The sequence below is a fragment of the Rhodococcus sp. 14-2483-1-1 genome, assembly GCF_002259335.1.
Classification (GTDB): Bacteria; Actinomycetota; Actinomycetes; order Mycobacteriales; family Mycobacteriaceae; genus Rhodococcoides.
The window spans coordinates 1-23,738 of record NZ_NPFX01000022.1 but is presented as its reverse complement, the minus strand read 5'-3'; the positions used below and the strand labels follow the sequence as shown (position 1 = coordinate 23,738).

Genomic DNA, 23,738 nt, shown 5'->3' with positions numbered 1-23,738 from the left:
CGTCTAGGGCTTCGCCGTCGGCGCATCTCCCGAGGCCTCGAGCACGAACGCCTCGGCACTCGTACGCAGTTCGTCGTGACACTCGGTGAACACCTCGTGCGCAGCACGGCCACGCCAACCCGGAGGCAACAGAGTGTCCGGCAGGTCGGGATCGCGGAACGGGTAACGACGGTAGTTCTGAATCAGTTTCATTCGTTCGACCAGCGCCTGCCGGCCGCCGAGCCCACGACGGAAGCCCGCCAATCGCGGCTGGAACTCCTCGATGAAGGCCTGGTACTCGCCCCCCAGTTCGGCGAGGTCCCAGCAACGATCGGCTATGGAGCGATCGTTCGTCAGCCCGGATGTCTGACTCCGCAGGAATTGGATCCGTAGCTCGTCTTCCCCGCTGAGCATTTCGCGTAGCTGCTTCTCCCTGTCATGCGGCGAGAACCATGTCGCAGAACCGTATTCGCCGAACCCGTACCAGTTCAGGGCCGTCTCGATGCGCTTGCGCTGCTCTCGCCCCAGCCCTTCCTCATCGACCAAGGCCTGCGTCCACGTGCGGTCCCAGTCGTCGAAGTGCCGCTCGAAGATGCGAGCCCGACCGTCGTCGAGCAGCCGCCAACTCTTTTCGTTGAGCAGGTAGGACACCTCTCGACCACTCTTGGTCGAGTCGAACCACCCCTCTTTGCGCAGCCGCGCCATCACGACGCGCACCGTCGCCGATTCGATACCGAAGACCTCCATCAACTCCGTCAGAGTGCCCAACTTGGCCGCTCCGCCGGTGTAACGGAAGTACTCCCCGTACAGGTCGAACACCAGAGCACGTGGTCGCATCGACCCCTCCTCTCACCTGTGTCGATCACCGATCGACTTACATGTGTCATTCCTCTTGACTTTCACGACCATTCTGTCACATAGTGACTGTACTCACATAGCCGACTCGCACATTTGGGGTCATCCGAATCTGCGCGAGATCGCATCGGCCGGTGTTCGAACACCTATCATCGGAGGAATCAGGTGAATCCCCTGGCCACGAATAGGCCAAGCCCGTCGGGCGCCCGCCGTTCCAGCTCGACCGTCGTAGCTCTCTGCTTCGTGATCATCGTCTTCGACGGCTACGACCTGGTCGTCTACGGAACCACTGTCCCGTCTCTTCTCGCGTATCAGCAATGGGAACTGACACCGGGCCAGGTCGGCACCATCGGTAGCTATGCGCTGATGGGAATGCTCGTCGGCGCCCTGCTGTCCGGCTGGCTGGCACCCCGAGTCGGAGCCCGCGCGATCATTCTGACCTCGTTGATCTCGTTCTCCGTTCTCATGGGTCTGACCGCGCTGGCCCCCAACCCGGAGATCTTCGGTCTTCTCCGCTTCCTCGGCGGGCTGGGACTAGGCGGTGTCGTTCCGACCGTCATCGCGCTGACAATCGAGTACTCGCCCCCTGCTCGTCGCCAGTTCAACAACGCTCTGATGTACAGCGGTTACTCGGTGGGCGGCGTGCTCGCCGCGCTGTCGGCCCTGGCATTGCTTCCCGAAAACAGTTTCCGCGTCATGTACGCGCTCGGTTTGCTTCCGCTCGTCACGATCGTTCCGCTGACGTGGCGCTACCTTCCCGAATCGGCCGCATTCCTTGTAGGCAAGGGCAGGATCGACGAAGCCCATGCTCTCGCCGAGAAATTCGGCATCACTGCCGCCCCGGCCACTACATCCGAGAGCCGCGGCACCATGGCATCGTTGTTCACCGGGGCACGCAGAGTTCCGCTGGCGTTGCTCGTCGTGGCATCTTTCTGCGGTTTATTGCTCGTCTACGGCGTCAATACCTGGCTACCGAATATCATGCGCCAAGCCGGTTACTCGCTCGGCAGTTCACTGACATTTCTTCTCGTACTCAATCTCGGTGCGATAGCCGGCGCTCTGATCGCCTCCCGAATCGCAGACCGATTCGGAAGCAAGCCGGTGACCGTGACCTCCTTCCTGCTCGCCGTCCTCGCCATACTCTCCCTGAGCCTCGGATTGCCGCTCTACGCCGCCATGATCGTGGTCGCCATCGCAGGACTCGGCACTGTAGGGACACAGATACTCGTCAACGGTTACGTTGCAACGTATTTCGGTGACAGAGATCGAACGTCGGCTCTCGGATTGTCCCTGGGCCTCGGACGCGTGGGCGCGATATTCGGGCCGATTCTCGGAGGATGGATCGCATCCTCGGCATTGGGCGTCGACTGGAACTTCTACTCGTTCGCAGCATTCGCCGGAATCGGTTGCCTCGCTGTCCTACTCGTCAGTAATCGTCACTCCGCTACCCGGCAGCCCGCCGACCATTCCACCGCAACCACTGTGTCGCCCGCTGTGCGGGTGGACACCGAATCGAAAGAAGCACACTCGTGAGCACCACCGTTACTGCCGCTGTAGCACGCGCCACCGGCGATCCTCTCACCATCGAGAAGCTCGAGCTCGACGACCTCCGAGCCAACGAGGTACGGGTCCGCATCGTCGCGTCCGGCGTGTGCCACACGGACGCCATCGTCAGGGACGGCATCTACCCGACGCCCCTGCCCGCCGTCCTCGGGCACGAGGGTGCGGGCGTCGTCGAAGCCATCGGCTCCGATATCACCACCGTCGAGATCGGCGATCACGTCGTCCTCTCCGCCGCCTACTGCGGCAAGTGTGTGCAGTGCCGATCGGGACGAGTTGCCTACTGCGAGAATTTGTTCGCCGAAGATTTCGGAGGTGCGCGCCGCGACGGCTCGACCTCACTGTCCGCTGGAGAGGAGGCCATTTCCTCGCACTTCTTCGGGCAGTCCGCATTTTCCACCTACGCCAACGTGGTGGAGACCAGCGTGATCAAGGTGGACAAGAAGGCCCCGCTCGAGATCATCGCGCCGCTCGGCTGCGGCTTGCAGACCGGCGCAGGCGCGATACTCAACGACTTGCGGCCGGCACCCGGCACTTCGATCGCAGTATTCGGCACCGGTGCCGTCGGATCTGCCGCCATCATGGCCGCCCAGATCGCAGGATGCACCACGGTGGTGGCGATCGATCTGCACGACTCGCGACTCGAACTGGCCAAGACCATCGGAGCCACTCACACCATCAACGGCAAGAGCGAGGATGTGCTCGCCGAACTGGACAAGATCACCGGAGGCAAGGGGCTCGACTACGCGTTGGACACCACAGCGGTTCCCTCGGTGCTGCAGCAGGCGGCGGCGTCCCTGGGGATCGGAGGAACTGTGGCGCTGGTCGGCGCTGCAGCACCGGGTACGGACGTCACTTTCGAGATCGGCGCGTCACTGGTCAAGGGATGGACGTTCAAGACCATCATCCAGGGGAGTTCGGTTCCCCAGCAGTTCATTCCGCGGCTGGTTCTTCTCTGGGAGCAGGGACGTTTCCCCTTCGACAAGCTCATCAAGAACTACACGCTCGACGACATCAACACCGCGTTCGCAGATTCCGAGAACGGATCGACCGTCAAACCCGTTGTCGTTTTCTGATTTTCGTCACCCTCACGTCGCACAACAACCAGGAGAAACGCACATGACCACCATGAACGACCTGCTCACTGTCGGCCATCTCATCGACAACGAGTTGACCGACTCCGATCGGTACGACGACGTCGTGGATCCCGGCAGGCTGAGTGACGTAGCCGCCCGTGTCGCCGTCGGCACACCCGACGATGTGGATCGCGCAGTGAAGGCAGCGCACCGCGCGTATCTGTCCTGGCGCAACGTCGACCCGGCGGAACGCGCACGCCTGATGCTCGCTGCTGCAGATGCGTTGGCGGGCAGCGGTTCCGATCTCGCAGCGCAGCTCGTGCGTGAGCACGGAGGAATGCTGTGGGAAGCGCAGACCGACTTCGGCCTCGGCACCGGCGTTATGCAACATACTGCCAGCCTCGTCGACGGATTCTTCGATCCCGTCCAGTTCGACGACGACGAAAGCTTCATCAGTGTCGAGCGGGTGCCCCGCGGCGTCGTCGGTGCCGTCGTTCCGTGGAACATGCCCGTGGTGCTGACCATGATGAAGCTGGCTCCCGCGCTGGCCACAGGGAACACGATCGTCATCAAGCCGTCGCCTTTCGCGCCGGCCGCACTGACCGTGGCATTGCATCGCATGGCCCAAACCCTCCCTGCCGGCGTCATCAACGTCGTTCACGGCAATGCCGATGTGGGACAGGCCCTCACCTCGCATCCGCTCGTTCGCAAGATCGGCTTCACCGGGGGTACGGCTACTGCAGGCCGGGTGATGGCGGCAGCTGCGGGGACCATCAAGAACCTGACCCTCGAACTCGGCGGCAACGACCCGGCCATCGTGCTCGACGATGTCGACATCGACGCCGCCCTGGACCGGATGCTCAAGGGTGTGTTCACTCGATCAGGCCAGATCTGCTTCGCCGTCAAGCGAATCTACATTCCACGCGCCTTGTACGGCACATTTGCCGACGCCTTCTGCGAGCGTGTGGACCAGTACTCCGTCGGCCACGGCCTCGACGAAGGTGCCAGCTTCGGGCCGATGAACAACAAGACTCAGTACGACTCGGTGAACGCACTCATCGAAGAGACGAAGAATTCGTCCGCGAAGATCGTGCAGCTCGGACGTAAGCTCGATTCTGCATCCGACGGTTACTACATTCTTCCTCACGTGGTCCGCGACGTGGAACACTCCGCTCCGATCAGCAGCTGCGAGCAGTTCGGACCGGTCATTCCGTTGATCGCGTACGACGACGAGAACCAGGTCGTCGAGTGGGCAAACGATTCCGAGTACGGGCTCGGCTCCTCGGTATGGACCACCGATCCCGATCGTGGTCTGGCCATTGCGCGTCGAATCGAAGCGGGCAGCACGTTCATCAATACTCACGCCTTCGAGTCACTCGATCTGCGGATGCCGTTCGGCGGAGTGAAGCAGAGCGGCATCGGTCGTGAGTTCGGTGAAGCGGGAATGCGCGAGTACGTCGACGAGCACTCGATTCGCCTGCTCAAGTGACGGGCGCTATGCATCATTTTCCAGCCTCGATGAGAGGAGTGTTTCTATGACACAGCCTGATTCGCCACTAGAGGAAATCACCACCGAGATGGTCACGTCGGCCGACGGAACATCGCTCGGGGTGCGTTGCCTCGGTTCCGGCTCGCCTGTCGTGATTGTGCACGGCAGCATCTCCACGGCGGAGTCGTGGTTGCAGGTAGCGTCACAACTCGCCGTCAACCACCGGGTCTTCGTTCTCGATCGCCGGGGTCGAGGCCTGAGCGGCGATGCACCGGAGTACACACTCGGGACCGAGGCCGCCGACATCGCGGCAGTCCTCGCCCTGGCAGTCGAGTCGACCGGGGGCATACCGACCCTGGTCGGTCACTCCTATGGCGCGATATGCACCCTCGAAGCCGTTCGACAAGGTTCGCAGGTGGCGTCCCTGGTGTTGTACGAGCCGCCACTACCGGTGGACGGGCCGGTCGCGGGGCAGTATCTCGCCCCGTATGCGGCAGCGATCGCAGCGTCCGACAACGACGCGGCGATGCGAATCGCCATGGAGCATTTCATTCGAGCTCCTGCAGCCGAGACGGAAGCCATTGCGGCGACACCGTTGTGGGGATCGTTTCTCTCGCTCGCACCCACCTGGACTCGAGAGTTGGAACAGATCGACGCATGCGTGTCGGTGATGTCGGAATACGGCGAATCGACAACCAGGACTTTGCTTCTCGTGGGCGAACACAGTCCGAAGCATCTCGTCGGTGCCTCTGCCTACTTGGCCTCCAAGCTCCCGGACGTCACGAAACAGGTACTGGCGAGTCAGAGCCACTTCGCCAACCTGGTGGACCCTGGTTCGGTGGCGGCGGCGATCGACGCCTTCTCGGATCGCTAGCAACACGCAAGTCCGTCACATCGTAATTCCCCAGGACTCGGCGAAATCCGGTGCTGGGGAATTCATGTGTGACTGTCGACTCGGGGGTATCCGGAGAGCCACTGTTCGGCGTCCCGGAATCATGCATGCTCGTCGAAGACTGTCCGGGAAAAGCGCCCTGGACGCGGGCCTGCGAGGCGAACGCCCATGGACGTCGAAAAATCTCCGAGGAAGTAGCAGTGGCGAGGCACCATGTTTTCGGCAAAAAAAGGCGGTTCCAGATTTCTCCGGAACCGCCTCTGAACTGCAATCTGTCGGGCTGACAGGAATTGAACCTGCGACCCCTTGACCCCCAGTCAAGTGCGCTACCAAACTGCGCCACAGCCCGCCGCGCCTCGAAAGGCGCTTGCTGAGATTACCCCAGCCCTACCCCTGAGAGGAAATCGCCTGCTCAGGGGCAAGACCGGGAAACGTCAGCGGTTGTTGCCCTTGCCCGGCCGTTCCCGCTTCTCGCGGATACGCACCGAGACGCGCACGGGGCTGCCGTCGAAGTTGAACTCTTCACGCAAGCGCCGCTCGATGAAGCGCCGGTAACCAGCCTCCAGGAACCCCGTGGTGAACAGCACGAACGTCGGCGGCCTCGTGCTGGCCTGCGTCGCGAACATGATGCGCGGCAGACGTCCGCCACGCATCGGCGGCGGAGTGGCCGCCACGACCTCCTTGAGCCACGTGTTGAGGCGTCCGGTGGGCACCCGCTTGTCCCACGACTCCAGAGCCGTCTCCAGAGCGGGAACCAGCTTCTGGACGGCGCGGCCCGTCTGCGCCGAGATGTTCACTCGCTGCGCCCACGGCACCCGAGCGAGATCGCGATCGATCTCCTTCTCGAGCTGTTGACGACGATCGTCGTCCACCAGATCCCACTTGTTGAACGCCAAGACCAGTGCGCGGCCGGCGTCGGAGACCATGCTGAGCACCCGCAGATCCTGCTCCGAGATCACCTGTGAGGCATCGAGAAGCAGAATCGCGACCTCGGCGGCCTCGATAGCGGACTTGGTGCGCAGCGACGCATAGAACTCGGCACCACTGGCATGGCTGACACGCTTGCGCAAACCTGCGGTATCGACGAATCGCCATGTCTTACCGCCCAATTCGACCAACGAGTCGACCGGGTCGACGGTGGTGCCGGCAACATCGTGCACCACCGAGCGCTCGTCACCCGACAGCTTGTTGATCAGCGAGGACTTGCCGACGTTCGGCTTGCCGACCAAAGCCACACGCCTGGGTCCCCCACCGGGGATACCTTCACGCGGCGTCTCGGGCAGTGCCTCGAGCACACGGTCGAGCAAATCGCCGGTGCCGCGGCCGTGGGTGGCAGAAACCGACAGCGGCTCCCCCAGACCGAGCGACCACAGTGCGGCAACTTCTGATTCGGTGCGACCATCGTCGACCTTGTTGGCCACCAACAGAACCGGAGTCTTCGACCGGCGCAGTACTCGTGCCACTGCCTCGTCCGTCGTCGTCGAACCGACACGAGCGTCGACGACCAACAGGATCGCGTCGGCGGTGTTCATCGCCAATTCGGCCTGGCGCGCAACAGATTGCTGCAGACCCTTGGCGTCGGGCTCCCAACCGCCGGTGTCCTGCACCAGGAAGCGTCGACCACTCCAGTTCGCCTCGTACGACACGCGGTCGCGGGTGACGCCGGGGACGTCCTCGACCACGGCCTCACGTCGTCCGATGATGCGGTTGACGAGCGTCGACTTGCCGACGTTCGGACGCCCCACCACGGCGAGAGTCGGTACGGCCACGGCATCTTCGCCGTCTTCGCCTTCGTTGAGGTCGACGTACTCCCACTCGCCCTCGTCGCTCCATGTTCCGTCGCCCGCGGTTTCCGCTGCGCCGGAGAAGAATTCTTCGCTCACTGCACTGCTCCAGTTCTGTCGTTGACCACGAGCAGCAAGTGCTCCATCACACCGTCGAGATCCAGCTCGCTGGTATCGACGATCACCGAATCCTCGGCGGGACGAAGCGGTGACACTGCTCTTGTCGAATCTGCATGGTCACGGCGTTGCACGTCCGCGAGCACGGATTCGTAGTCGTCTGCACGACCCTGTTCTATGTTCTGTTTGTTGCGACGCTCCGCCCGCGCTTCCGGGGACGCCGTGAGGAACACCTTCACGTCGGCGTCGGGAAGTACGACGGTGCCGATGTCCCGGCCCTCCACCACGATTCGCGTCGACGAGCTCGCGAGGTCGCGCTGCAGCTGCACCAACAGCTCTCGCACCGCAGGCACAGCAGAGACCGCCGAGACGGCCTTGGTGACGGCATCGCCACGAATTTCGCCGCTGACGTCCTCACCGTCGAGCAACACGGTCTCGGACAGCGGGTCCTTCCCGATCTCGAGGGGCAGTGCTGCAACAGCTTTCGCAACCGCATCCGAATCGGTGGGTTCGACACCCGACCGCAGCACCCACACCGTTGCGACGCGGTACATCGCACCGGTGTCGAGGTAGCTTGCTTCGAGAGCCGACGCGAGCCGGCGCGATACCGACGACTTACCGGTGCCCGAGGGCCCGTCCATCGCCACGACGAGCGCACTCATCACAGGCCTACGGATTCGTAGAGCTTGCCGATCTCGCCGCGGCCGAGAACACGTAGTGTTCCTGGACGCTGATCGCCGAGCACGATGTTGCCGACATCGGTTCGCACGAGGCGTCCGACCGGGAAGCCGACCTTGTCGAACAACCGACGCACGATGTGCTTGCGGCCCTCGTGCAGGGTCACCTTGACGAGTGATTTGCCGTCCGAGATGTCGAGCAGCTGGAAGCCGTCGACCTTGACAGGGCCGTCGTCGAGAGTGACGCCCTCACGCAGCTGCTTGCCGAGTGTGCGGGGGATGGTGCCGAACAGCGTCGCCAAATAGGTCTTGGAGACCTCGAACGACGGGTGCATCAGGCGGTGAGCAAGGTCACCGTCGTTGGTGAAGAGCAACAGCCCTTCGGTGTCGGCATCGAGGCGGCCGACGTGGAACAGTCGCTGCCCCGCCTGGACGCGCTCGGAGACGATGTCGCCGACGCACGGGCGCCCGAGGTCGTCGGACATGGTGCACTGCCATCCACGCGGCTTGTTCATCGCGAGATGAACAAGCTCTTCCTTCACGACGACGCGGGTGCCGTCGACGCGGACCACGGCGATGTTCGGGTCGATACGGATGCCCTGTTCGGTGACGATGCGTCCGTCGACCTCGACGCGGCCGTCGGCGATCAGTTCCTCGGCAGCGCGACGCGATGCGACACCGGCCTGCGCGAGCACCTTCTGCAGACGAACACCTTCACCGGCAGGCACGTGCTTGCGGGGCGAGGAATCTGTGTGCTGGTGCTTTGCCGGCTTGGCGTTGCTGATCGTGGTCGTCGGAACCTGCTTCTTCTGCGGCTTCGGCGGCTTGGGACGCGACGGCTTCTTGCGGGGCACCGCGTCGTTGCTGCGGTCGTTGATGCCCGTGTCGGCAGGCTTGTAATCGAATTCGTCCTGCTCGACGCCTCTGCGGGGATCCGGTCGGCCTCCGGTTCGGGGTGCTCCGGTTCGGGGAGCGCCTGCGCGGGGTCCTCCGGTTCGAGGTGCACCGGCGCGAGGGGCGCCGTCACGGGGCGCAGCGTCGCGGGTGCGATCTCCGCGGCGTGCGTCACGCGGAGTGTCCGACCTACCTTCGGTCGGCTTCCTGCGTGGGTCTTGTCTCTTGTTACGGTCCGGTGTGCCATCACGGCGAGCGGGCTTGTTCACTTGTCTTACCTATCAGTCGTCCGAGTCGATCTCGGCTGCCGGATCGGGTTTCGATCCGCGGTTCTTGGTGGAGCGGGTCATTCTCGGGTCGGTGTCCATGCTGTCACTGATCTCGTCGATCAGGTCCACACTCGGCAACAGCGGTGCCAGTTCGGGTAGATCACCGAGCGACGCGAGCCCGAGCCGTTCGAGGAACAGCTCGGTGGTGCAGTACATCGTTCCGTTCGTCTCCGGGTCCGTTCCTGCTTCGGAGATCAGTCCACGGGCGAGCAACGTACGCATCACTCCATCGACATTGACTCCACGTACGGCGCTGACTCGTGCGCGGGTCAACGGTTGACGATAGGCGATCACGGCCAGGGTTTCCAATGCTGCGCGTGTGAGCTTGGACCGAGCGCCATCCAGAAGTAGCCGTTCGACATAGGGCGCGTACGCGGTTCGGGTGTAGAAACGCCACCCGTCACCGGCGTAGCGAAGATCGATTCCGCTGCTTCGCTCGGTCAGTGCTGCGGCCATCTCGTTCAACGAGGCGCGCACCCGAGCGACCGATGCACCCACGGCGGAGGCGAGCTGCTCGTCCGACGCGGGGGTGTCCACGATCAGCAACACAGCTTCGAGCGCCGACGCGAGGGTGGCGTCGTCCAACTCCTCGGAATCGTCGACGTCCTCGAGCTCGAGTTCGGGGTCGGCACTCATGCGTAGTCCTCTTCCGTGACCACGATGGGTCCTTCGTCCTTGCCGGTCCAGCTCACTCGGAGATCGCCCAGCGGCTCCGGTTGTTCGAACGCGATCACCTGTTGGCGGAACAGCTCCAGCAACGCCAGGAATCGCGCAATTATTTCGACCTGCACCTCGCAGTCCTGCACCAGCTCCGAGAACGACGCCCATTCGTTCAGGCCGCGGCCCTGTAAATTCTCCAACAGCCACTCGGCCTGCTCGGGAATCGAGACGGCGTGCTGATGGATGTGATCGAGCCCAACCTGCGGAATCGGCTTGGGCCGAAAGGCGGCAGCGGCGATGTCTGCGAACCTGGCAGGGTCGACGCCGAGCAATACCTCCGGGATCAGATCGGCGTACCTGTCCTCCACCGACACCGATCGCGGATACCGCCGCAGCGCAGCAGCTTCCAGCTCACCGAACAGCAGGGCCACCTGCTTGTAGGCGCGGTACTGCAGCAATCGCGCGAACAGGAGATCTCGCACTTCGAGCAGCGCCAGATCCTCGGCATCCTCGACGTCACCCGAGGGCAGCAGACGAGCTGCCTTGAGATCGAGCAGCGTGGCAGCGACGACCAAGAACTCCGTCGTCTGATCCAGTCCCACATCGGCACCGAGAGACTTGGTGAACGAGATGAAATCGTCGGTGACGGTGTGCAGCGCCACTTCGGTGACATCCATGCGGTGCTGACTGATCAAGGACAGCAGCAGGTCGAACGGACCCTCGAAGTTGAGCAACCGAACCCGAAATTTCGACGGATCCGCGTCGGCGGGAACCTCGATCGGGGCCTCGTCGGCAGCGTCGACGGTCACGGACCCGACCGGTAGATCACCTCGCGCGCCAGAGCGCGGTACGCCTGCGCGCCGCCGGATTTCGGAGCCCATGTGGTGATGGGTTCACCGGCCACACTGGTTTCCGGGAACCGGACCGTACGAGTGATCACCGTGTCGTAGACGACGTCCCCGAACACCTCGACCACCCGTGTCATCACCTCGCGAGAGTGCAGCGTTCGGGCGTCGAACATCGTCACCACGATGCCGGCCAACTTCAGCCGAGGGTTCAGCCGATCGCGCACCTTCTCGACGGTGTCGTTGAGCAGTGCCAGGCCGCGGAGGCTGAAGTACTCGCACTCCATCGGAATCAGTACTTCGTCGGCGCATGTGAGCGCATTGACAGTCAGCAGACCGAGCGACGGCTGGCAGTCGATGAGCACGTAGTCGTAGCGATCCAGAATCGGATGCAGCACCCGCCCGAGCGTCTGCTCGCGGCCCACCTCGGTCACCAGCTGAATTTCGGCGGCCGAGAGGTCGATGTTGCTGGGCATCAGATCGAGGTTCTCGACGCGAGTCCGCATGATGATGTCGTCGGCAGAGACCTTCGCCTCGACGAGAAGGTTGTAGACAGTGAGATCGAGTTCGTGATGCGCGACGCCCAAGCCCGCGGACAGTGCGCCCTGCGGGTCGAGGTCCACCAGCAGCACGCGACGACCGTAGCCGGCCAGCGAGGCACCGAGATTGATGGTCGACGTCGTCTTGCCGACGCCACCCTTCTGATTGCACATCGCGATGATCTTGGCCGGGCCATGACTGGCCAGCGGTTGGGGATCCGGAACCGACCGCGTCTTTCGACCGGTGGGCCCGAGTTCGTTGGGAGCGGGAATGATGTCGCGCGACTCGCGACTGGACTCCGGTTGACGCGTATGGAACAGCGCGCCTTCGAGATGCGCACGATCCGAGGCTGACTCCGCCGCTGGCGGCTGCGGTGTCGACACGTTCCAGCGCTCCCCTGTCCCGTTCGTCTTCGAGTAGTTCACGCAAACGCTACCGCTTGAGGCACCGACGCTGTCACCGGACACGCTGACAGGCGGAGGCCGACCTCGTGCTACCGGGCCCGCGGATGCGCTCCCGCCCACACTTCGCGCAGTGTGGTGACGGTGACGAGAGTGTAGATCTGCGTCGTCGTCACCGACGCATGCCCCAGCAGTTCCTGCACCACGCGTACATCGGCACCGCCGTCGAGCAGATGCGTGGCGAAGGAGTGCCGAAGAACGTGTGGTGAGACGCCGGAGGTGATCCCGGCCCGCTCGGCCGAGTCCTGCAGTACCTGCCACGCGCTCTGCCGAGACAACCTGCCGCCGCGCACGTTGAGAAACAGGGCCGGGTTGGACCGAGCAACCAGGCCGGGTCGCCCACGCACCAGGTACGCGTCGATCGCCTCGATCGCCGGCCTGCCGACCGGGACGATGCGGTGCTTGCCGCCTTTGCCGCGCAGCATTACCGACCGCGACTCGGTGTCGATATCGTCCACATCCAGCCCCACGGCCTCGGAGATTCGGGCCCCGGTGGAATAAAGCAACTCCAACAGTGCACGATCACGCAGTCCGCGCGGTGCATCAGGCCCTGCGATCGACGCCGATTCGAGTAGTGCCACCACTTGGTCGATGGGTAGCGACTTGGGCAATCGTTTGGCAGGCTGCGGCGGCTTGACCTCGCTCGCGACGTTGCGCTCGACCATCCCCTCGGCCAGAGCGAACCGGTGCAATCCGCGCACGGCAATCAGTGTGCGTGCAGCCGAACTCGCTGCGAGAGCGGTGAACTCATCGTCGCCGCGCCGGAGGTACAGCACGAACTCGGTGATGTCGTTCTCGGTGACCTTGGCCAGATCGGCGATTCCGTAGCCGCTGAGAAACCGCTCGTACCGCAGCAGATCCCGACGGTAGGACGACACCGTGTTCTGTGCCGAACCGCGCTCGACCACCAAATGGTCGAGGTACGTCTGAATCTGCTGGCCGATCACGGTGGCTACTTTCGTGAACTCTTCCGCTTCTCGAAGGCCGTGGGCAGATCGGGCCACGGGGCGTCGGCCGGGCGCAGTTCGGTGCCTGCGGCGCGGGCGGCAGCGAATGCAAGCACGCCCGCGACGGCGGACGCATTCACGATCTCTCCTGCCAGTGCGCGACGGACGGCCTCGTCCATCGGCACGAAGGAGAGTTCGATGTCTGCTTCCTCGTCGTGCGCTTCGGGCCGATCCACCTCTGTCAGGTCCTGTGCGAGAAAGATCCGCACGGCCTCGTCGGTGAACCCGGGCGAGGCCAGCACGTCGACCAACACCGACCAGGAACCGGCAGCAAGGCCGGTCTCCTCGGCGAGCTCACGCTGAGCCGCCAGTACCGGCTGCTCCCCCGGCGCGTCGAGCAGGCCGGCCGGCAATTCCCACAGCCGTCGCCCGATGGGATGCCGGTACTGCTCGATCATCGCCACCCGATCCTGATCGTCGACGGCCAGAATCCCCACCGCGCCGTGATGCTCGACCACCTCACGCTCGGCCTTGCGCCCGTTGGGCATCGCGACCTGATCGAGCCGAAGCGCCAGAATGGCACCGGAGTACGCCGCCGTCGAGTCGAGGGTGGTGAACTCGTGTCGGGGCTCGCTCATCCGACGGTCTCGGCGGCGGCGTCCGACTCCTCCGCCGCCACGGTGTCACCGTGAACGTCGACCGGCAGGCGCTCCGCAGCCTTGTACTTCAGAGCCGCATTGATCAACGATGCGAACAACGGGTGCGGACGTGTCGGCCGGCTCTTGAGCTCCGGATGCGCCTGGGTGGCGACGAAGAACGGGTGCACCGAGGCAGGCAGCTCGACGAACTCGACCAGATGGCCATCCGGAGAAGTACCGCTGAACACCAAGCCGCTCTTGGCAATTCGATCTCGGTAGTCGTTGTTGACCTCGTAGCGGTGACGGTGGCGTTCCGAGACGTTCTCGGTACCGTACGACGCCGCGACGACCGAACCCTTCTGCAGTGTCGCCGGGTAGGCACCCAGGCGCATCGTGCCGCCGAGATCGGCGTCACCGGCGACTGCGTCCTCCTGATCGGCCATCGTGGAGATCACCGGATCCTTGGTGTCCGGGTCGAACTCGGCGGAATTGGCGTCGGTCAGACCGACCGAACGAGCCGCCTCGATGACCACACACTGCAATCCGAGGCACAGCCCCAGCAGCGGAATCTTGCGCGTGCGGGCGAACTCGATCGCCCCGAGCTTGCCCTCGATACCGCGGATACCGAAACCGCCGGGAATGAGCACGGCATCGACGTCGCCCAACGCGGCCTGCGCCCCCGCGGGCGTCGAGCACTCGTCGGACGGAACCCACTTGATCTCGACCTTGGCGCGATGTGCGAATCCGCCGGCACGCAGCGCCTCGGTGACCGAGAGGTAGGCGTCGGGCAGGTCCACGTACTTGCCGACGAGACCGACGCGGACGGTTTCGCGTGGCTGGTGGACGCGCTCGAGCAATCCGCCCCAGATGGTCCAGTCGACATCGCGGAACGGCAGACCGAGCTGACGGACGACGTAGGCGTCGAGGCCTTCCTTGTGCAACACCTTCGGAATGTCGTAGATCGACGGCGCGTCGGGCGTGGAGATGCAGCCGTCGACATCCACGTCGCACATGAGCGCGATCTTGTTCTTCAGTCCCGGCGGCACGTCACGATCGCACCGCAGGATCAATGCGTCGGGCTGGATGCCGATGCTGCGCAGGGCAGCCACGGAGTGCTGGGTGGGCTTGGTCTTGAGTTCACCGGACGGCGCCAGGAACGGAACCAGCGACACGTGCAGGAAGAAGACGTTGTTGCGGCCGACGTCGTGGCGAACCTGGCGCGCTGCTTCGAGAAACGGCTGCGACTCGATATCGCCGACGGTGCCACCGATTTCGGTGATCACGACGTCAGGCTGATGGCCCTGCAGATCCGGCCCGTTCATGGCCAGAATTCGACGCTTGATCTCGTCGGTGATGTGCGGGATGACCTGAACGGTGTCGCCCAGGTACTCGCCGCGACGCTCCTTGGCGATGACCGTCGAATAGACCTGGCCGGTGGTGACATTGGCGAATCCCGACAGATCCCGGTCGAGGAAGCGCTCGTAGTGTCCGACGTCGAGGTCGGTCTCGGAGCCGTCCTCGGTGACGAAGACCTCACCGTGCTGGAACGGGTTCATCGTGCCGGGATCGACGTTGAGGTAGGGGTCGAGCTTCTGCATGGTCACGCGGAGTCCGCGTGCGGTCAGTAGCTGGCCGAGGCTCGACGCCGTCAGACCTTTTCCGAGCGAAGACGCGACGCCCCCGCTGACGAAGATGTGCTTGGTGTCGGAACGCGACTGAAGGCGTGACAATGAGGCTCCCGTGACGAATCTGCAGGGCTTGCTCCTACCAGGGGGCTGATAAGAGAGGTACAGCATGAAAATTGGGCCTGCTACCCACGGGACTTCACGGTAACACCAGTACGTACCTCACCGCCAACGACACGCTCGTTCCGGGCACCGATCAGCTCGCGGGCGCTCCGACGGTGACGGCATTCGCGTTCGCTCCGGTGCCGTACCGACCCGACGCACCGTCCAGCTGCTCCGCCAAGGCGAGAACGGTCGTGATCCGTCCAGCTTCACGGTCGACGTTGTCCACCGTGCTCAGTGAGGACGACAGAGCCGAATCGGCGCGTACGACGGCAATGGATTCGTTGCCCTCGGCGGCGGCGGACCGGCCGGCCAGCACAGCACCTGCACCGCGCGAATCGAGAGCACCTGCAAAGCGAGCGACGATGGCCCCTCGATTGCCGTCCTCGACGTTCGAGGAACCGGAACCGGTGACCACGACCGCCAGCTGGGCGGGTGCGACGGCACCGTTGTCGTAGGCGATGAACCCGCCGCTGCGCAGCGTTTCCAGAGCGAGCGAAAGCTCCTCCGGGGTGGACTGGGGTTGCGCCGTCTGCGCGTTGAGCAGCAGCACCGAACCCAGCAGATCACCGGCCAGGCTTCCCTGATCCACCGCGCCGGTGCGCAGCTGCACGCCGGCGGGAATGACGTTGGTCAATCGGGTGCGCAGGTCGTCGCCGTTCGCCGCGGAGACGAACGCGTCGGTCAGCGACACTCGGCCGGTGACGGTCGCACCCGACGCTCCGATCGAGCGGGTGACTCCGTCGACGTCACCGGGATCTGCGTCAGGGGTGGTGATGACCACCACGGAACGATCCACCAAGGTGTCTCGCAGAACCCTGCCCGATACTGCGGCGTCGAACCCGTCGGCAGAGTTCAGCTGCTCACCGAGCTGGTTGTTGGTCGATTGCAGATCGTCCACCTGGTTTTCGAGACCGGTCTTGTCGTCTCGAAGGCCCGAGACCAGTCCACTCGACAGCAGACCCGAACCGAGGACGATGCCGATGGCCAACGCGACGAACACTGCCGCCAGTGAAATGGCATGTTGGCGAAGCGAAATCACGGAAGCAACCCCTGGAACCACAGAGCGAACCGGTTCCACAGGTCGATCGCCCAGTCCAACGATTCACCACCGATGTTGGACACTGCCAACGCCACGATGACGGCAACGAGGGCCGCGAGAATCAGCAGGGCAATCGCGCCACCGGAAACCCGGCTTCGGTACAGAGTGGCCACAGCTTTGGCGTCGACCAGCTTGGCCCCGACCTTCAGACGCGTCATGAACGCGGCCGGGTTCGTGTTTCGACGACCACGATCGAAGAACTCGTCGAGGCTGGCCGGGCTACCGACCGACACGATCAGCGAGGCCCCGTGATGATCGGCCAGCAGCAGAGCGAGATCGGCAGCGGCACCGCTCGCCGGGAACGTCATGGCACCGATTCCGAGGTCCTGAATGCGTTCCAGTCCTTGCGCGTGACCGTCCGAATCGGCTGGAAGCACCACCTCTGCACCACATTTGAGCGTCTGAGCGGTGACGTCCTCGGGGTCGCCGACGATGAGATCGGGCCGGTGACCCGCCTTCATCGCGGTGTCGGCACCCGCACCGACGCCGATGATGACGGGCGAGTACTCCTTGATGAACGGCTTGAGGTTCTTCAGGTCCTCGGCATGGCCGGGTCCGTCGGCGACGATCACGACGTGACGGCCCTTGAGATCGATGTCGATATCCGGCACGCCGACACCGTCGATCAACAGCGGGCTTTCGGTGCGGATGAACTCGATCGTGTTGCCCGAGAACGCTTCCAGGTGATCGACCAGTCCGGTCTTGGCCTCGATCATCTTGTCGGAGATCTCGGCTTCGCTCTGCTCGTCACCCTTGGCGAGACGCCGATCGCCGGTGTAGACACCGCCGTCGTTGAGGCGGATCTTGGTGCCGTCCTTGATCTTCTTGAAGACCTCGGTGCCGGCCGAGTCGATCAAGGTGATGCCGTTGGCCACGATGACCTCGGGACCGAGGTTGGGGTAACGCCCGGAGATCGATGGCGACGCGTTGACGACCGCGAGCACCCCCGCCTCGACCAGCGCATCTGCGGTCAGACGATCCAGGTCCAGCTCGTCCAGGACGACGATGTCGCCGGGCCCGACCCGTTTGAGCAGCTTGGCCGTGTTGCGATCGACTCGCGCGATCCCGGTGATTCCAGGCAGCGAATCCTGACTACGTGACAGCAGAGCCGGCATCTTCATGAGGACCATGATGACCCGATCGACACGCCCGGCGATGGAGGCGCGCCGAAACAACTACCACACTGATCACATCAGCACCAAAGGTTACAGGGCGGCTCTATCGGCGTTTGCAGTGGCCAGCAGCTCCTCGGCGTGCGCGCGACCGGTCTCCGTATCGTCCAGACCCGCGAGCATCCTGGCGAGCTCTACGACCCGCTCCGACGACGACAGCGTCCGAACGCCGCTGTTCGCCGCACCCTTCTTCGCATCGGTCTTGTCGACCACCAGATGTGTATCGGCGAACGCTGCGACCTGAGGCAAGTGAGTGACCACGATGACCTGATGGGTGCGAGCCAACCGGCCGAGCCGACGCCCTACCTCGACGGCAGCGCGACCACCCACTCCGGCGTCGACCTCGTCGAACACCATCGTCGCGCCCTTGTCCGAGCCCGCCAGCACCACCTCGAGCGCCAGCATCACCCGTGAGAGCTCACCGCCCGACGCACTCTTGCTGATCGGCAGAGCCTGGGCACCGTCGTGTGCGGACAGGCGAAACTCGACCTCGTCGACGCCGTTGCTGCCGGCATGCAGTTCGGCACCGTCGACGACGATCGGGGCGGTGTCCGACGGTCCGGCAGGCAAAGCTCGAACATCGATCTGCAGCTTGGCTTTTCCCATCGCCAACCCGGCCAGCTCGACGCTCACCGCCTTCGAGAGTTTGACCGAAGCCTTCGCGCGGGCCGCACTGAGCTTCTGAGCCGCCGCAGCGACGTCGACCGCAGCCGCGTCGACCGTGGCACTCAATTCGGCCAAGGCGTCGGCCGAGGTGTCGATGCGCGAGAGGCGCTCGCGGGCATCCTCCGCCCAGGCGATGACCCCGTCGACGTCGGCGGCGTACTTCCGCGTCAACGACTTCAGCTCGGCCTGGCGGTTCAGGATCGCGTCGAGCGCACCCGGATCGGACGGCAGATCCGTCAGGTACGAGGTGAGATCGGCACCGATGTCGCCCACGATGGCCATCGCGTCGTTCAGTCGCGGCAGCAGCTCCGTCAGAGCAGCGTCGTCGGCATGCTCCAAGCGAGAACGAGCCTCGCCCAACAGATACAGCGCGGATGTCGTGTCCGACGCCTCCTCGGTGCTCCCGACGAGTGCCGCCGAGGCACCCTCTGCGGTCTCACGCAACGAATCCAGATCACCCAGCCGACGCACGTCCTCGGCCACGGAACGATCCTCCCCCGGCTCCGGTGCGAGAGAGTCGATCTCCTGCAGGCCGAACTGCAGACGATCTGCCTCTTGCGCCAGCTCGCGACTGCGTTCGGTGCGGTCGATCAACTCGTTGCGAGCGTCGAGCCACGTCTTGCGAGCAGTGCGGTACTTCGAGACCAGGGACGCCACCGCGTCGCCGGCAAATCTGTCCAGGGCAGCGAGTTGCTGATCGGGCCGCAGCAGACGCAGCTGGTCGTTCTGACCGTGCACCGTCAGCAACGAGTCGGTGAAGTTCGACAGAACCGATGCGGGCACACTGCGCCCACCGAGGTGCGCACGAGAGCGGCCGTCGGAGTTGACGGTCCGCACAGCGATGATCGAATTGTCTTCGTCGCGTTGACCTCCCGACGACTCGAGTACCTTGTCGACGTCGTCGATCACCTGTTCCGACGCGGTATCGGTACTGAATCGCCCCTCGACCACAGCGCGCTGTGCGCCCAGCCGAACCCGACCTGCATCGGCGCGGGCGCCCGACAACAGGTGCAGGCTCGTGACCACCATGGTCTTGCCGGCACCGGTTTCGCCGGTGAGGACGGTCAGCCCCTCGTGAAACTGTGCGCTGGCACCGGAAATGACTCCGAGGCTGTCGATCCGAATCTCTTCGAGCATCCCTACCTCGCTCTCCCCCGCCACCCGGTGACGGGCAGTTCGAATTTCTTGACCATGCGGTCGGCGAACGGTGCCGAATCGAGTCGGACCCATTTGATCGGTGACGCGCCCCGCACCACCTCGACGCGAGCACCGGCCGGAAGGCTCAGCGTGCGCCTGCCGTCGCAGAATACGAATCCCGCGTGCCCGCCCGCATCGATCTCGACCGCGACGATCGACTCGGGACTGGTGACCAGCGGTCGCGCGAACAACGCATGTGCATTGCTCGGAATGACCAGTATCGCTTCGAGTTCCGGCCAGACCACAGGTCCACCGGCCGAGAAGGCGTATGCCGTCGAGCCCGTCGGTGTGGAGACCAGGACTCCGTCGCAGCCGAACGCGGAAACCGGTCGACCGTCGACTTCGAGCACCACCTCGAGCACTCCGAGCCTCGACCCGTTCTCGATGCTCGCTTCGTTCAGTGCCCATCCGCGGTCGACCACCTGATCTCCGACGCGAATTGCGATGTCCAAGGTCATGCGTTGCTCGATGCGGTAATTGCCGGCGATGACGCGGGCCAGGGCATCTTCGAGATGGTCGGCCTCTGCTTCGGCGAGAAAGCCGACGTGGCCGAGGTTGATTCCGAGAACTGGAATGGAGGCTGCTTGCGCGAGTTCGGCTGCGCGGAGAAAGGTTCCGTCGCCGCCCAGAACCAGGACCATCTCGCAGCCGACCGCCGCGTCGGGGCCGAATTCCACGACGTTGAGCCGCATGTCCGCGACGAACACGTGGTCGTGCTCCTGCTTGTCGGACGCCTCGATCTTCGAGGGCTCCACTTCGTCGACCAGTACGCGTAGGCAGATGCCCGCCTCGTCGAACACTTTGCCCACTCGACGTGCGGTCTCGGCGATGTCCGGTCGGCCCGGATGGGCGACGAGAAGAATCTCTCGAGACGACTCCAGTTCCGGTGCTGCCTGGGACGGAGTCACTGTGGTCCTTCCTCGATCGCGAGCCGGACGAGTTCCGGGATGTCGGTACGCGGCAGATCCTCGCCTGCACCTGCCCTCAGCCACAAAAAGTACTCGACGTTGCCCGACGGGCCCGGCAGTGGGCTTGCCGCCACCGCGCGAACAGTCAGACCCAGGCCGACCGCAGCGTTCGCCACGTCCTCTACGGCCTCGGCTCGCAGCGCCGGATCTCGCACGACGCCACCGGCACCCACGCGATCCTTGCCGACCTCGAATTGCGGTTTGACCATCAGCACCATGTCGGTGCCCGGCTTCGAACACTCGACGAATGCCGGAAGGACGAGCTTCAACGAGATGAACGACAGGTCGGCGACGATCACGTCGACGGGTCCACCGATCGTCTCGGCATCGATCGACCGGACATTGGTGCGGTCGATGACGTGGACACGATCATCGGACTGCAGTCGCCACACCAGCTGGCCGTATCCGACGTCCACAGCGACCACCTCACGTACTCCTCGACTGAGAAGGACGTCGGTGAATCCACCGGTGGACGCACCGGCATCGAGGCATCGAGCATGCTCGACGGTCAAGCCCAGCGGCTCGAATGCGTCGAGCGCCCCGAGCAGTTTGTGGGCACCTCGCGAGGCCCAACTGACCTCGTTGTCCTCTTCGGCAACCAACAATGGCGTGCCCGGCTCCACCGCGGTGGCCGGCTTGGAGGCCACAGTCCCGGCGATCTTCACCCGACCGGACTCGATCAGCTCCGAAGCATGTTCGCGAGATCTTGCCAATCCACGGCGAACCAGTTCCGTATCGACCCGTGCGCGACGAGCCACGTCAGGTCTTGTCGACGGTAGTCAGGGCGCGCACGAGCACCTCGTGAGCGCGGTCCAGCAGACTCGCATCGCGCGAGAGGGCGTCCGAATCCACGGTCTCGGGTTCTTCGCGGTCCGACGACACAATGGTGAGCTGGCTCAGGAGCGAGGCGACCTCGGCTCGAACGGTGTCGGGATCGGCCGACGACCCATCGCCGGCGTTGCTCGGCCGGTGCTGTCCTGGTAACGGAATCGACGTGCTCATCGCCCTTCACGCTATCGGATAGGTACGACGAACGCCTGATCGCCGCCGCTATCCGGACGCTGTCAACACCCGAGCAGCGAACGCAGATCGCCGAGACCAGTGCCCTCGAAGCGCACCTCAGTGAACTCGGAGTCCGACCACGCAACGTGCAGCACGGCCAGAGCACCCTCGAACACATCCGGTGCCGTGTCCCGGTCGAATCGCACCGACAGCACTCCGCCGTCGATGCCGACCGCCCAACCGTCCTTGCTGCCGACGCGAGACGCGGACTCGTCCTGGTTGAGCACCCCGAGGTCGGGGCCGATGTGGGTGGGTCGCAGATGTTGGGGAGCACGAAGCAGCTCAGCGGCGGTACTCACACCGGTCAACACCAGTAGCGACGGCAGCTCGATTTCATTGGCTCCCGCGATGTCCGTGTCCAGCCGGTCTCCGACGACCAACGCCGAATGCGCTCCGCTGCGCTCGATGGCGTCGTGCATGATCGGCGCGGCCGGCTTGCCCGCCACGATCGGCTCGACGTCGGTGGCGTTGCGAACCGCTGCGACCATCGAGCCGTTTCCCAGAACGAGTCCTCGTTCGGCCGGCAAGGTGGCATCGATGTTCGTTGCTACCCAGAGAGCACCCGCACGAACAGCGAGGACCGCCTCGGCGAGCATCTTCCAGCCTGTATCGACCGAGTGACCCTGCACGACTGCGACCGGGTCGTCGTCGGCAGATCTGACCGGCTCCAGGCCGACCTTGGATATTTCGTTCGCCAACGCGTCGGTACCGACTACGAGGACACGCGCACCGGCGTTCAGTTTGCCCGCGAGAACACGCGCAGCTGCCTCGGAACTGGTGACAACGAACTCCGCAGAAGTGTCGAACCCGAGACCACGAAGATGCTCGGCAACGTCCTGCGGCGCACGACTGGCATTGTTGGTCACGAAGTACTGCTTCTCGGAACCACCCGAAAGCGCCTCTACTGCACCGGAAATGGGGTCCTTACCGGCGTAGACGGTGCCGTCCAGATCGAGCAGCAGGACATCGTGGGCGTCGCGCAGCAACGTCACCGACTGCCTCCGGACAGCTCCTCGACTCGCTCCTCCGCGTCTGTCTCACCATCGACATCGGCCGCAGCAGCGTTGAGGAACCACTTCACACCCTCGTCGACGCGACCTGCCGCCACCAGTGCGTCGGCGTAGACGTAGAACAGGCGAGCTGCAGCGGTTCCCGAGCGCGAGGCGTCGAGATCCGGGGTCTGCAGGGTCACGACGGCCTGGTCGAACTGGTTGAGGTCCATACGAGCACCGGCCACGACAATTCGGAGTTCCGACGCTTCCTCGCCGGTCAACTCGCGAGCCTCGTCGCTACGGCCGAGTTCGATGGCGCGCTCGGGACGTCCGAGTCCGCGTTCGCAGTCGGCCATCACGGCAATGAGACCTGGCCCGCCGGCCATGCGCCGGGCGGCGCGAAGCTCGGACAGGGCTTCGGCCCATTCACCGGCGTGGTAGGCCGCGATACCCGCGGTTTCACGCACAACGGCGATACGACCTGCTCGCTGACGAGCAGCGCGCGCGTGCAGCAGCGCCAACTGCGGGTCGTCGTCGAGCAGCCTGCTGGTCATCACGAGGTGACGGGCCACAGCAGTGGCATTGTTCTTGTCCAAGCTCAGCAGATCTCGGCGCACTGCCGGCTCGAGCTGGCCGGCTTCGACCTCGTCGGGCAGATCCGGTTCGTCGGGACGCGGGGGTCGACGGTCGGATGATGCGCTGTTACCGCGGCGATCGCCGGAGAACCCACCCTCACCACCACGTCTGCGAGGAGGACCGTCCGAACGACGCGGGTCGGCGCGACGGTCCTGAGCGCGAGGGTTGCGATCTCGGGACTCGCTCGGGCGGTTGCCGCCGTCCCCTCTAGAGGGGCGACGATCGTTGTTGTCTTCCGACACGGGCGTCCTTTCGGATTTTGGATACAAAACGCAAAAAGGGGACCCACCAAGTGGGTCCCCTTCTTACAACGGGTGTTCGGCGGTGTCCTACTCTCCCACACCCTGTCGAGTGCAGTACCATCGGCGCTGGAGGGCTTAGCTTCCGGGTTCGGAATGGGACCGGGCGTTTCC

General features: G+C 64.3%; 22 protein-coding genes, 1 tRNA gene and 1 rRNA gene. 4 read left to right on the top strand and 20 right to left on the bottom strand.

Features of this window, described 5'->3' with window-relative positions; genetic code table 11:
• Nucleotides 1–3: 3 nt before the first annotated feature.
• On the bottom strand, nucleotides 4–816 hold the full coding sequence (locus tag CH294_RS21185) for a PaaX family transcriptional regulator C-terminal domain-containing protein (protein ID WP_037150285.1): 813 nt from the start codon (nucleotides 814–816) through the stop codon (nucleotides 4–6).
• Between the two features lie 261 nt (nucleotides 817–1,077).
• On the opposite strand from CH294_RS21185, the gene CH294_RS21180 reads away from it, so the two are divergent.
• From CH294_RS21180 to CH294_RS21165, 4 genes are read left to right on the top strand one after another with little or no spacing between them, the layout of a single operon-like run.
• Complete coding sequence (locus CH294_RS21180) at nucleotides 1,078–2,367, top strand: MFS transporter (protein WP_249305429.1); 1,290 nt, start codon at nucleotides 1,078–1,080, stop codon at nucleotides 2,365–2,367.
• Nucleotides 2,364–3,470, top strand: coding sequence for an NAD(P)-dependent alcohol dehydrogenase (locus tag CH294_RS21175; protein ID WP_037150283.1), 1,107 nt, complete (start codon nucleotides 2,364–2,366; stop codon nucleotides 3,468–3,470). Before CH294_RS21180 ends, CH294_RS21175 begins: the two co-directional genes overlap by 4 nt.
• A gap of 43 nt (nucleotides 3,471–3,513) precedes the next feature.
• Complete coding sequence (locus CH294_RS21170; RefSeq protein ID WP_094739011.1) at nucleotides 3,514–4,959, top strand: aldehyde dehydrogenase family protein; 1,446 nt, start codon at nucleotides 3,514–3,516, stop codon at nucleotides 4,957–4,959.
• 46 nt (nucleotides 4,960–5,005) lie between these two features.
• Nucleotides 5,006–5,833 (top strand): alpha/beta hydrolase, encoded by an 828-nt coding sequence (locus CH294_RS21165; protein WP_094739010.1) that lies wholly within the window; start codon nucleotides 5,006–5,008, stop codon nucleotides 5,831–5,833.
• A gap of 293 nt (nucleotides 5,834–6,126) precedes the next feature.
• Here the strand turns inward: CH294_RS21165 and CH294_RS21160 are convergent.
• The 19 genes from CH294_RS21160 to rrf form a co-directional block, all read right to left on the bottom strand.
• Nucleotides 6,127–6,200 (bottom strand) — tRNA-Pro (locus CH294_RS21160).
• A gap of 85 nt (nucleotides 6,201–6,285) precedes the next feature.
• On the bottom strand, nucleotides 6,286–7,734 hold the full coding sequence (gene der / locus CH294_RS21155) for a ribosome biogenesis GTPase Der (RefSeq protein WP_032377998.1): 1,449 nt from the start codon (nucleotides 7,732–7,734) through the stop codon (nucleotides 6,286–6,288).
• Nucleotides 7,731–8,414 carry a (d)CMP kinase gene (gene cmk / locus CH294_RS21150; RefSeq protein ID WP_094739009.1) on the bottom strand — a complete coding sequence of 228 codons (684 nt, stop codon included), beginning with the start codon at nucleotides 8,412–8,414 and terminating at the stop codon, nucleotides 7,731–7,733. Before cmk ends, der begins: the two co-directional genes overlap by 4 nt.
• Nucleotides 8,414–9,592 (bottom strand): pseudouridine synthase, encoded by a 1,179-nt coding sequence (locus CH294_RS21145; protein ID WP_094739008.1) that lies wholly within the window; start codon nucleotides 9,590–9,592, stop codon nucleotides 8,414–8,416. Before CH294_RS21145 ends, cmk begins: the two co-directional genes overlap by 1 nt.
• A 12-nt stretch (nucleotides 9,593–9,604) precedes the next feature.
• Nucleotides 9,605–10,288 (bottom strand): SMC-Scp complex subunit ScpB, encoded by a 684-nt coding sequence (gene scpB, locus CH294_RS21140; protein ID WP_094739007.1) that lies wholly within the window; start codon nucleotides 10,286–10,288, stop codon nucleotides 9,605–9,607.
• Entirely contained in the window at nucleotides 10,285–11,091 is an 807-nt protein-coding gene (locus tag CH294_RS21135) for a segregation/condensation protein A (RefSeq protein ID WP_230592519.1), read from the bottom strand. The genes scpB and CH294_RS21135 overlap by 4 nt, the downstream gene beginning before the upstream one ends.
• Nucleotides 11,092–11,117: 26 nt before the next feature.
• Nucleotides 11,118–12,080 carry a ParA family protein gene (locus CH294_RS21130; RefSeq protein WP_242640164.1) on the bottom strand — a complete coding sequence of 321 codons (963 nt, stop codon included), beginning with the start codon at nucleotides 12,078–12,080 and terminating at the stop codon, nucleotides 11,118–11,120.
• Nucleotides 12,081–12,190: 110 nt separating this feature from the next.
• Complete coding sequence (gene xerD, locus CH294_RS21125) at nucleotides 12,191–13,105, bottom strand: site-specific tyrosine recombinase XerD (protein ID WP_032403531.1); 915 nt, start codon at nucleotides 13,103–13,105, stop codon at nucleotides 12,191–12,193.
• 5 nt (nucleotides 13,106–13,110) lie between these two features.
• Entirely contained in the window at nucleotides 13,111–13,743 is a 633-nt protein-coding gene (locus CH294_RS21120) for an NUDIX hydrolase (RefSeq protein ID WP_094739006.1), read from the bottom strand.
• On the bottom strand, nucleotides 13,740–15,473 hold the full coding sequence (locus CH294_RS21115; protein WP_094704809.1) for a CTP synthase: 1,734 nt from the start codon (nucleotides 15,471–15,473) through the stop codon (nucleotides 13,740–13,742). Before CH294_RS21115 ends, CH294_RS21120 begins: the two co-directional genes overlap by 4 nt.
• A 151-nt stretch (nucleotides 15,474–15,624) precedes the next feature.
• Nucleotides 15,625–16,572 carry a copper transporter gene (locus CH294_RS21110; RefSeq protein ID WP_094739154.1) on the bottom strand — a complete coding sequence of 316 codons (948 nt, stop codon included), beginning with the start codon at nucleotides 16,570–16,572 and terminating at the stop codon, nucleotides 15,625–15,627.
• Complete coding sequence (gene steA / locus CH294_RS21105; protein WP_032403723.1) at nucleotides 16,569–17,753, bottom strand: putative cytokinetic ring protein SteA; 1,185 nt, start codon at nucleotides 17,751–17,753, stop codon at nucleotides 16,569–16,571. Before steA ends, CH294_RS21110 begins: the two co-directional genes overlap by 4 nt.
• Nucleotides 17,754–17,837: 84 nt before the next feature.
• Complete coding sequence (gene recN / locus CH294_RS21100) at nucleotides 17,838–19,607, bottom strand: DNA repair protein RecN (RefSeq protein ID WP_032378536.1); 1,770 nt, start codon at nucleotides 19,605–19,607, stop codon at nucleotides 17,838–17,840.
• 2 nt (nucleotides 19,608–19,609) lie between these two features.
• Nucleotides 19,610–20,575 carry an NAD kinase gene (locus CH294_RS21095; RefSeq protein WP_052058357.1) on the bottom strand — a complete coding sequence of 322 codons (966 nt, stop codon included), beginning with the start codon at nucleotides 20,573–20,575 and terminating at the stop codon, nucleotides 19,610–19,612.
• Entirely contained in the window at nucleotides 20,572–21,393 is an 822-nt protein-coding gene (locus CH294_RS21090; protein WP_094739005.1) for a TlyA family RNA methyltransferase, read from the bottom strand. The genes CH294_RS21095 and CH294_RS21090 overlap by 4 nt, the downstream gene beginning before the upstream one ends.
• Nucleotide 21,394: 1 nt before the next feature.
• Nucleotides 21,395–21,637 carry a hypothetical protein gene (locus CH294_RS21085; RefSeq protein WP_094739004.1) on the bottom strand — a complete coding sequence of 81 codons (243 nt, stop codon included), beginning with the start codon at nucleotides 21,635–21,637 and terminating at the stop codon, nucleotides 21,395–21,397.
• Between the two features lie 62 nt (nucleotides 21,638–21,699).
• Nucleotides 21,700–22,689: an HAD-IIA family hydrolase gene (locus CH294_RS21080; RefSeq protein WP_094739003.1), complete on the bottom strand. Its 990-nt coding sequence runs from the start codon at nucleotides 22,687–22,689 to the stop codon at nucleotides 21,700–21,702.
• Entirely contained in the window at nucleotides 22,686–23,567 is an 882-nt protein-coding gene (locus CH294_RS21075; RefSeq protein ID WP_080737267.1) for a hypothetical protein, read from the bottom strand. The genes CH294_RS21080 and CH294_RS21075 overlap by 4 nt, the downstream gene beginning before the upstream one ends.
• Before the next feature lie 74 nt (nucleotides 23,568–23,641).
• A 5S ribosomal RNA gene (gene rrf, locus CH294_RS21070) occupies nucleotides 23,642–23,738 on the bottom strand; the annotation flags it as partial.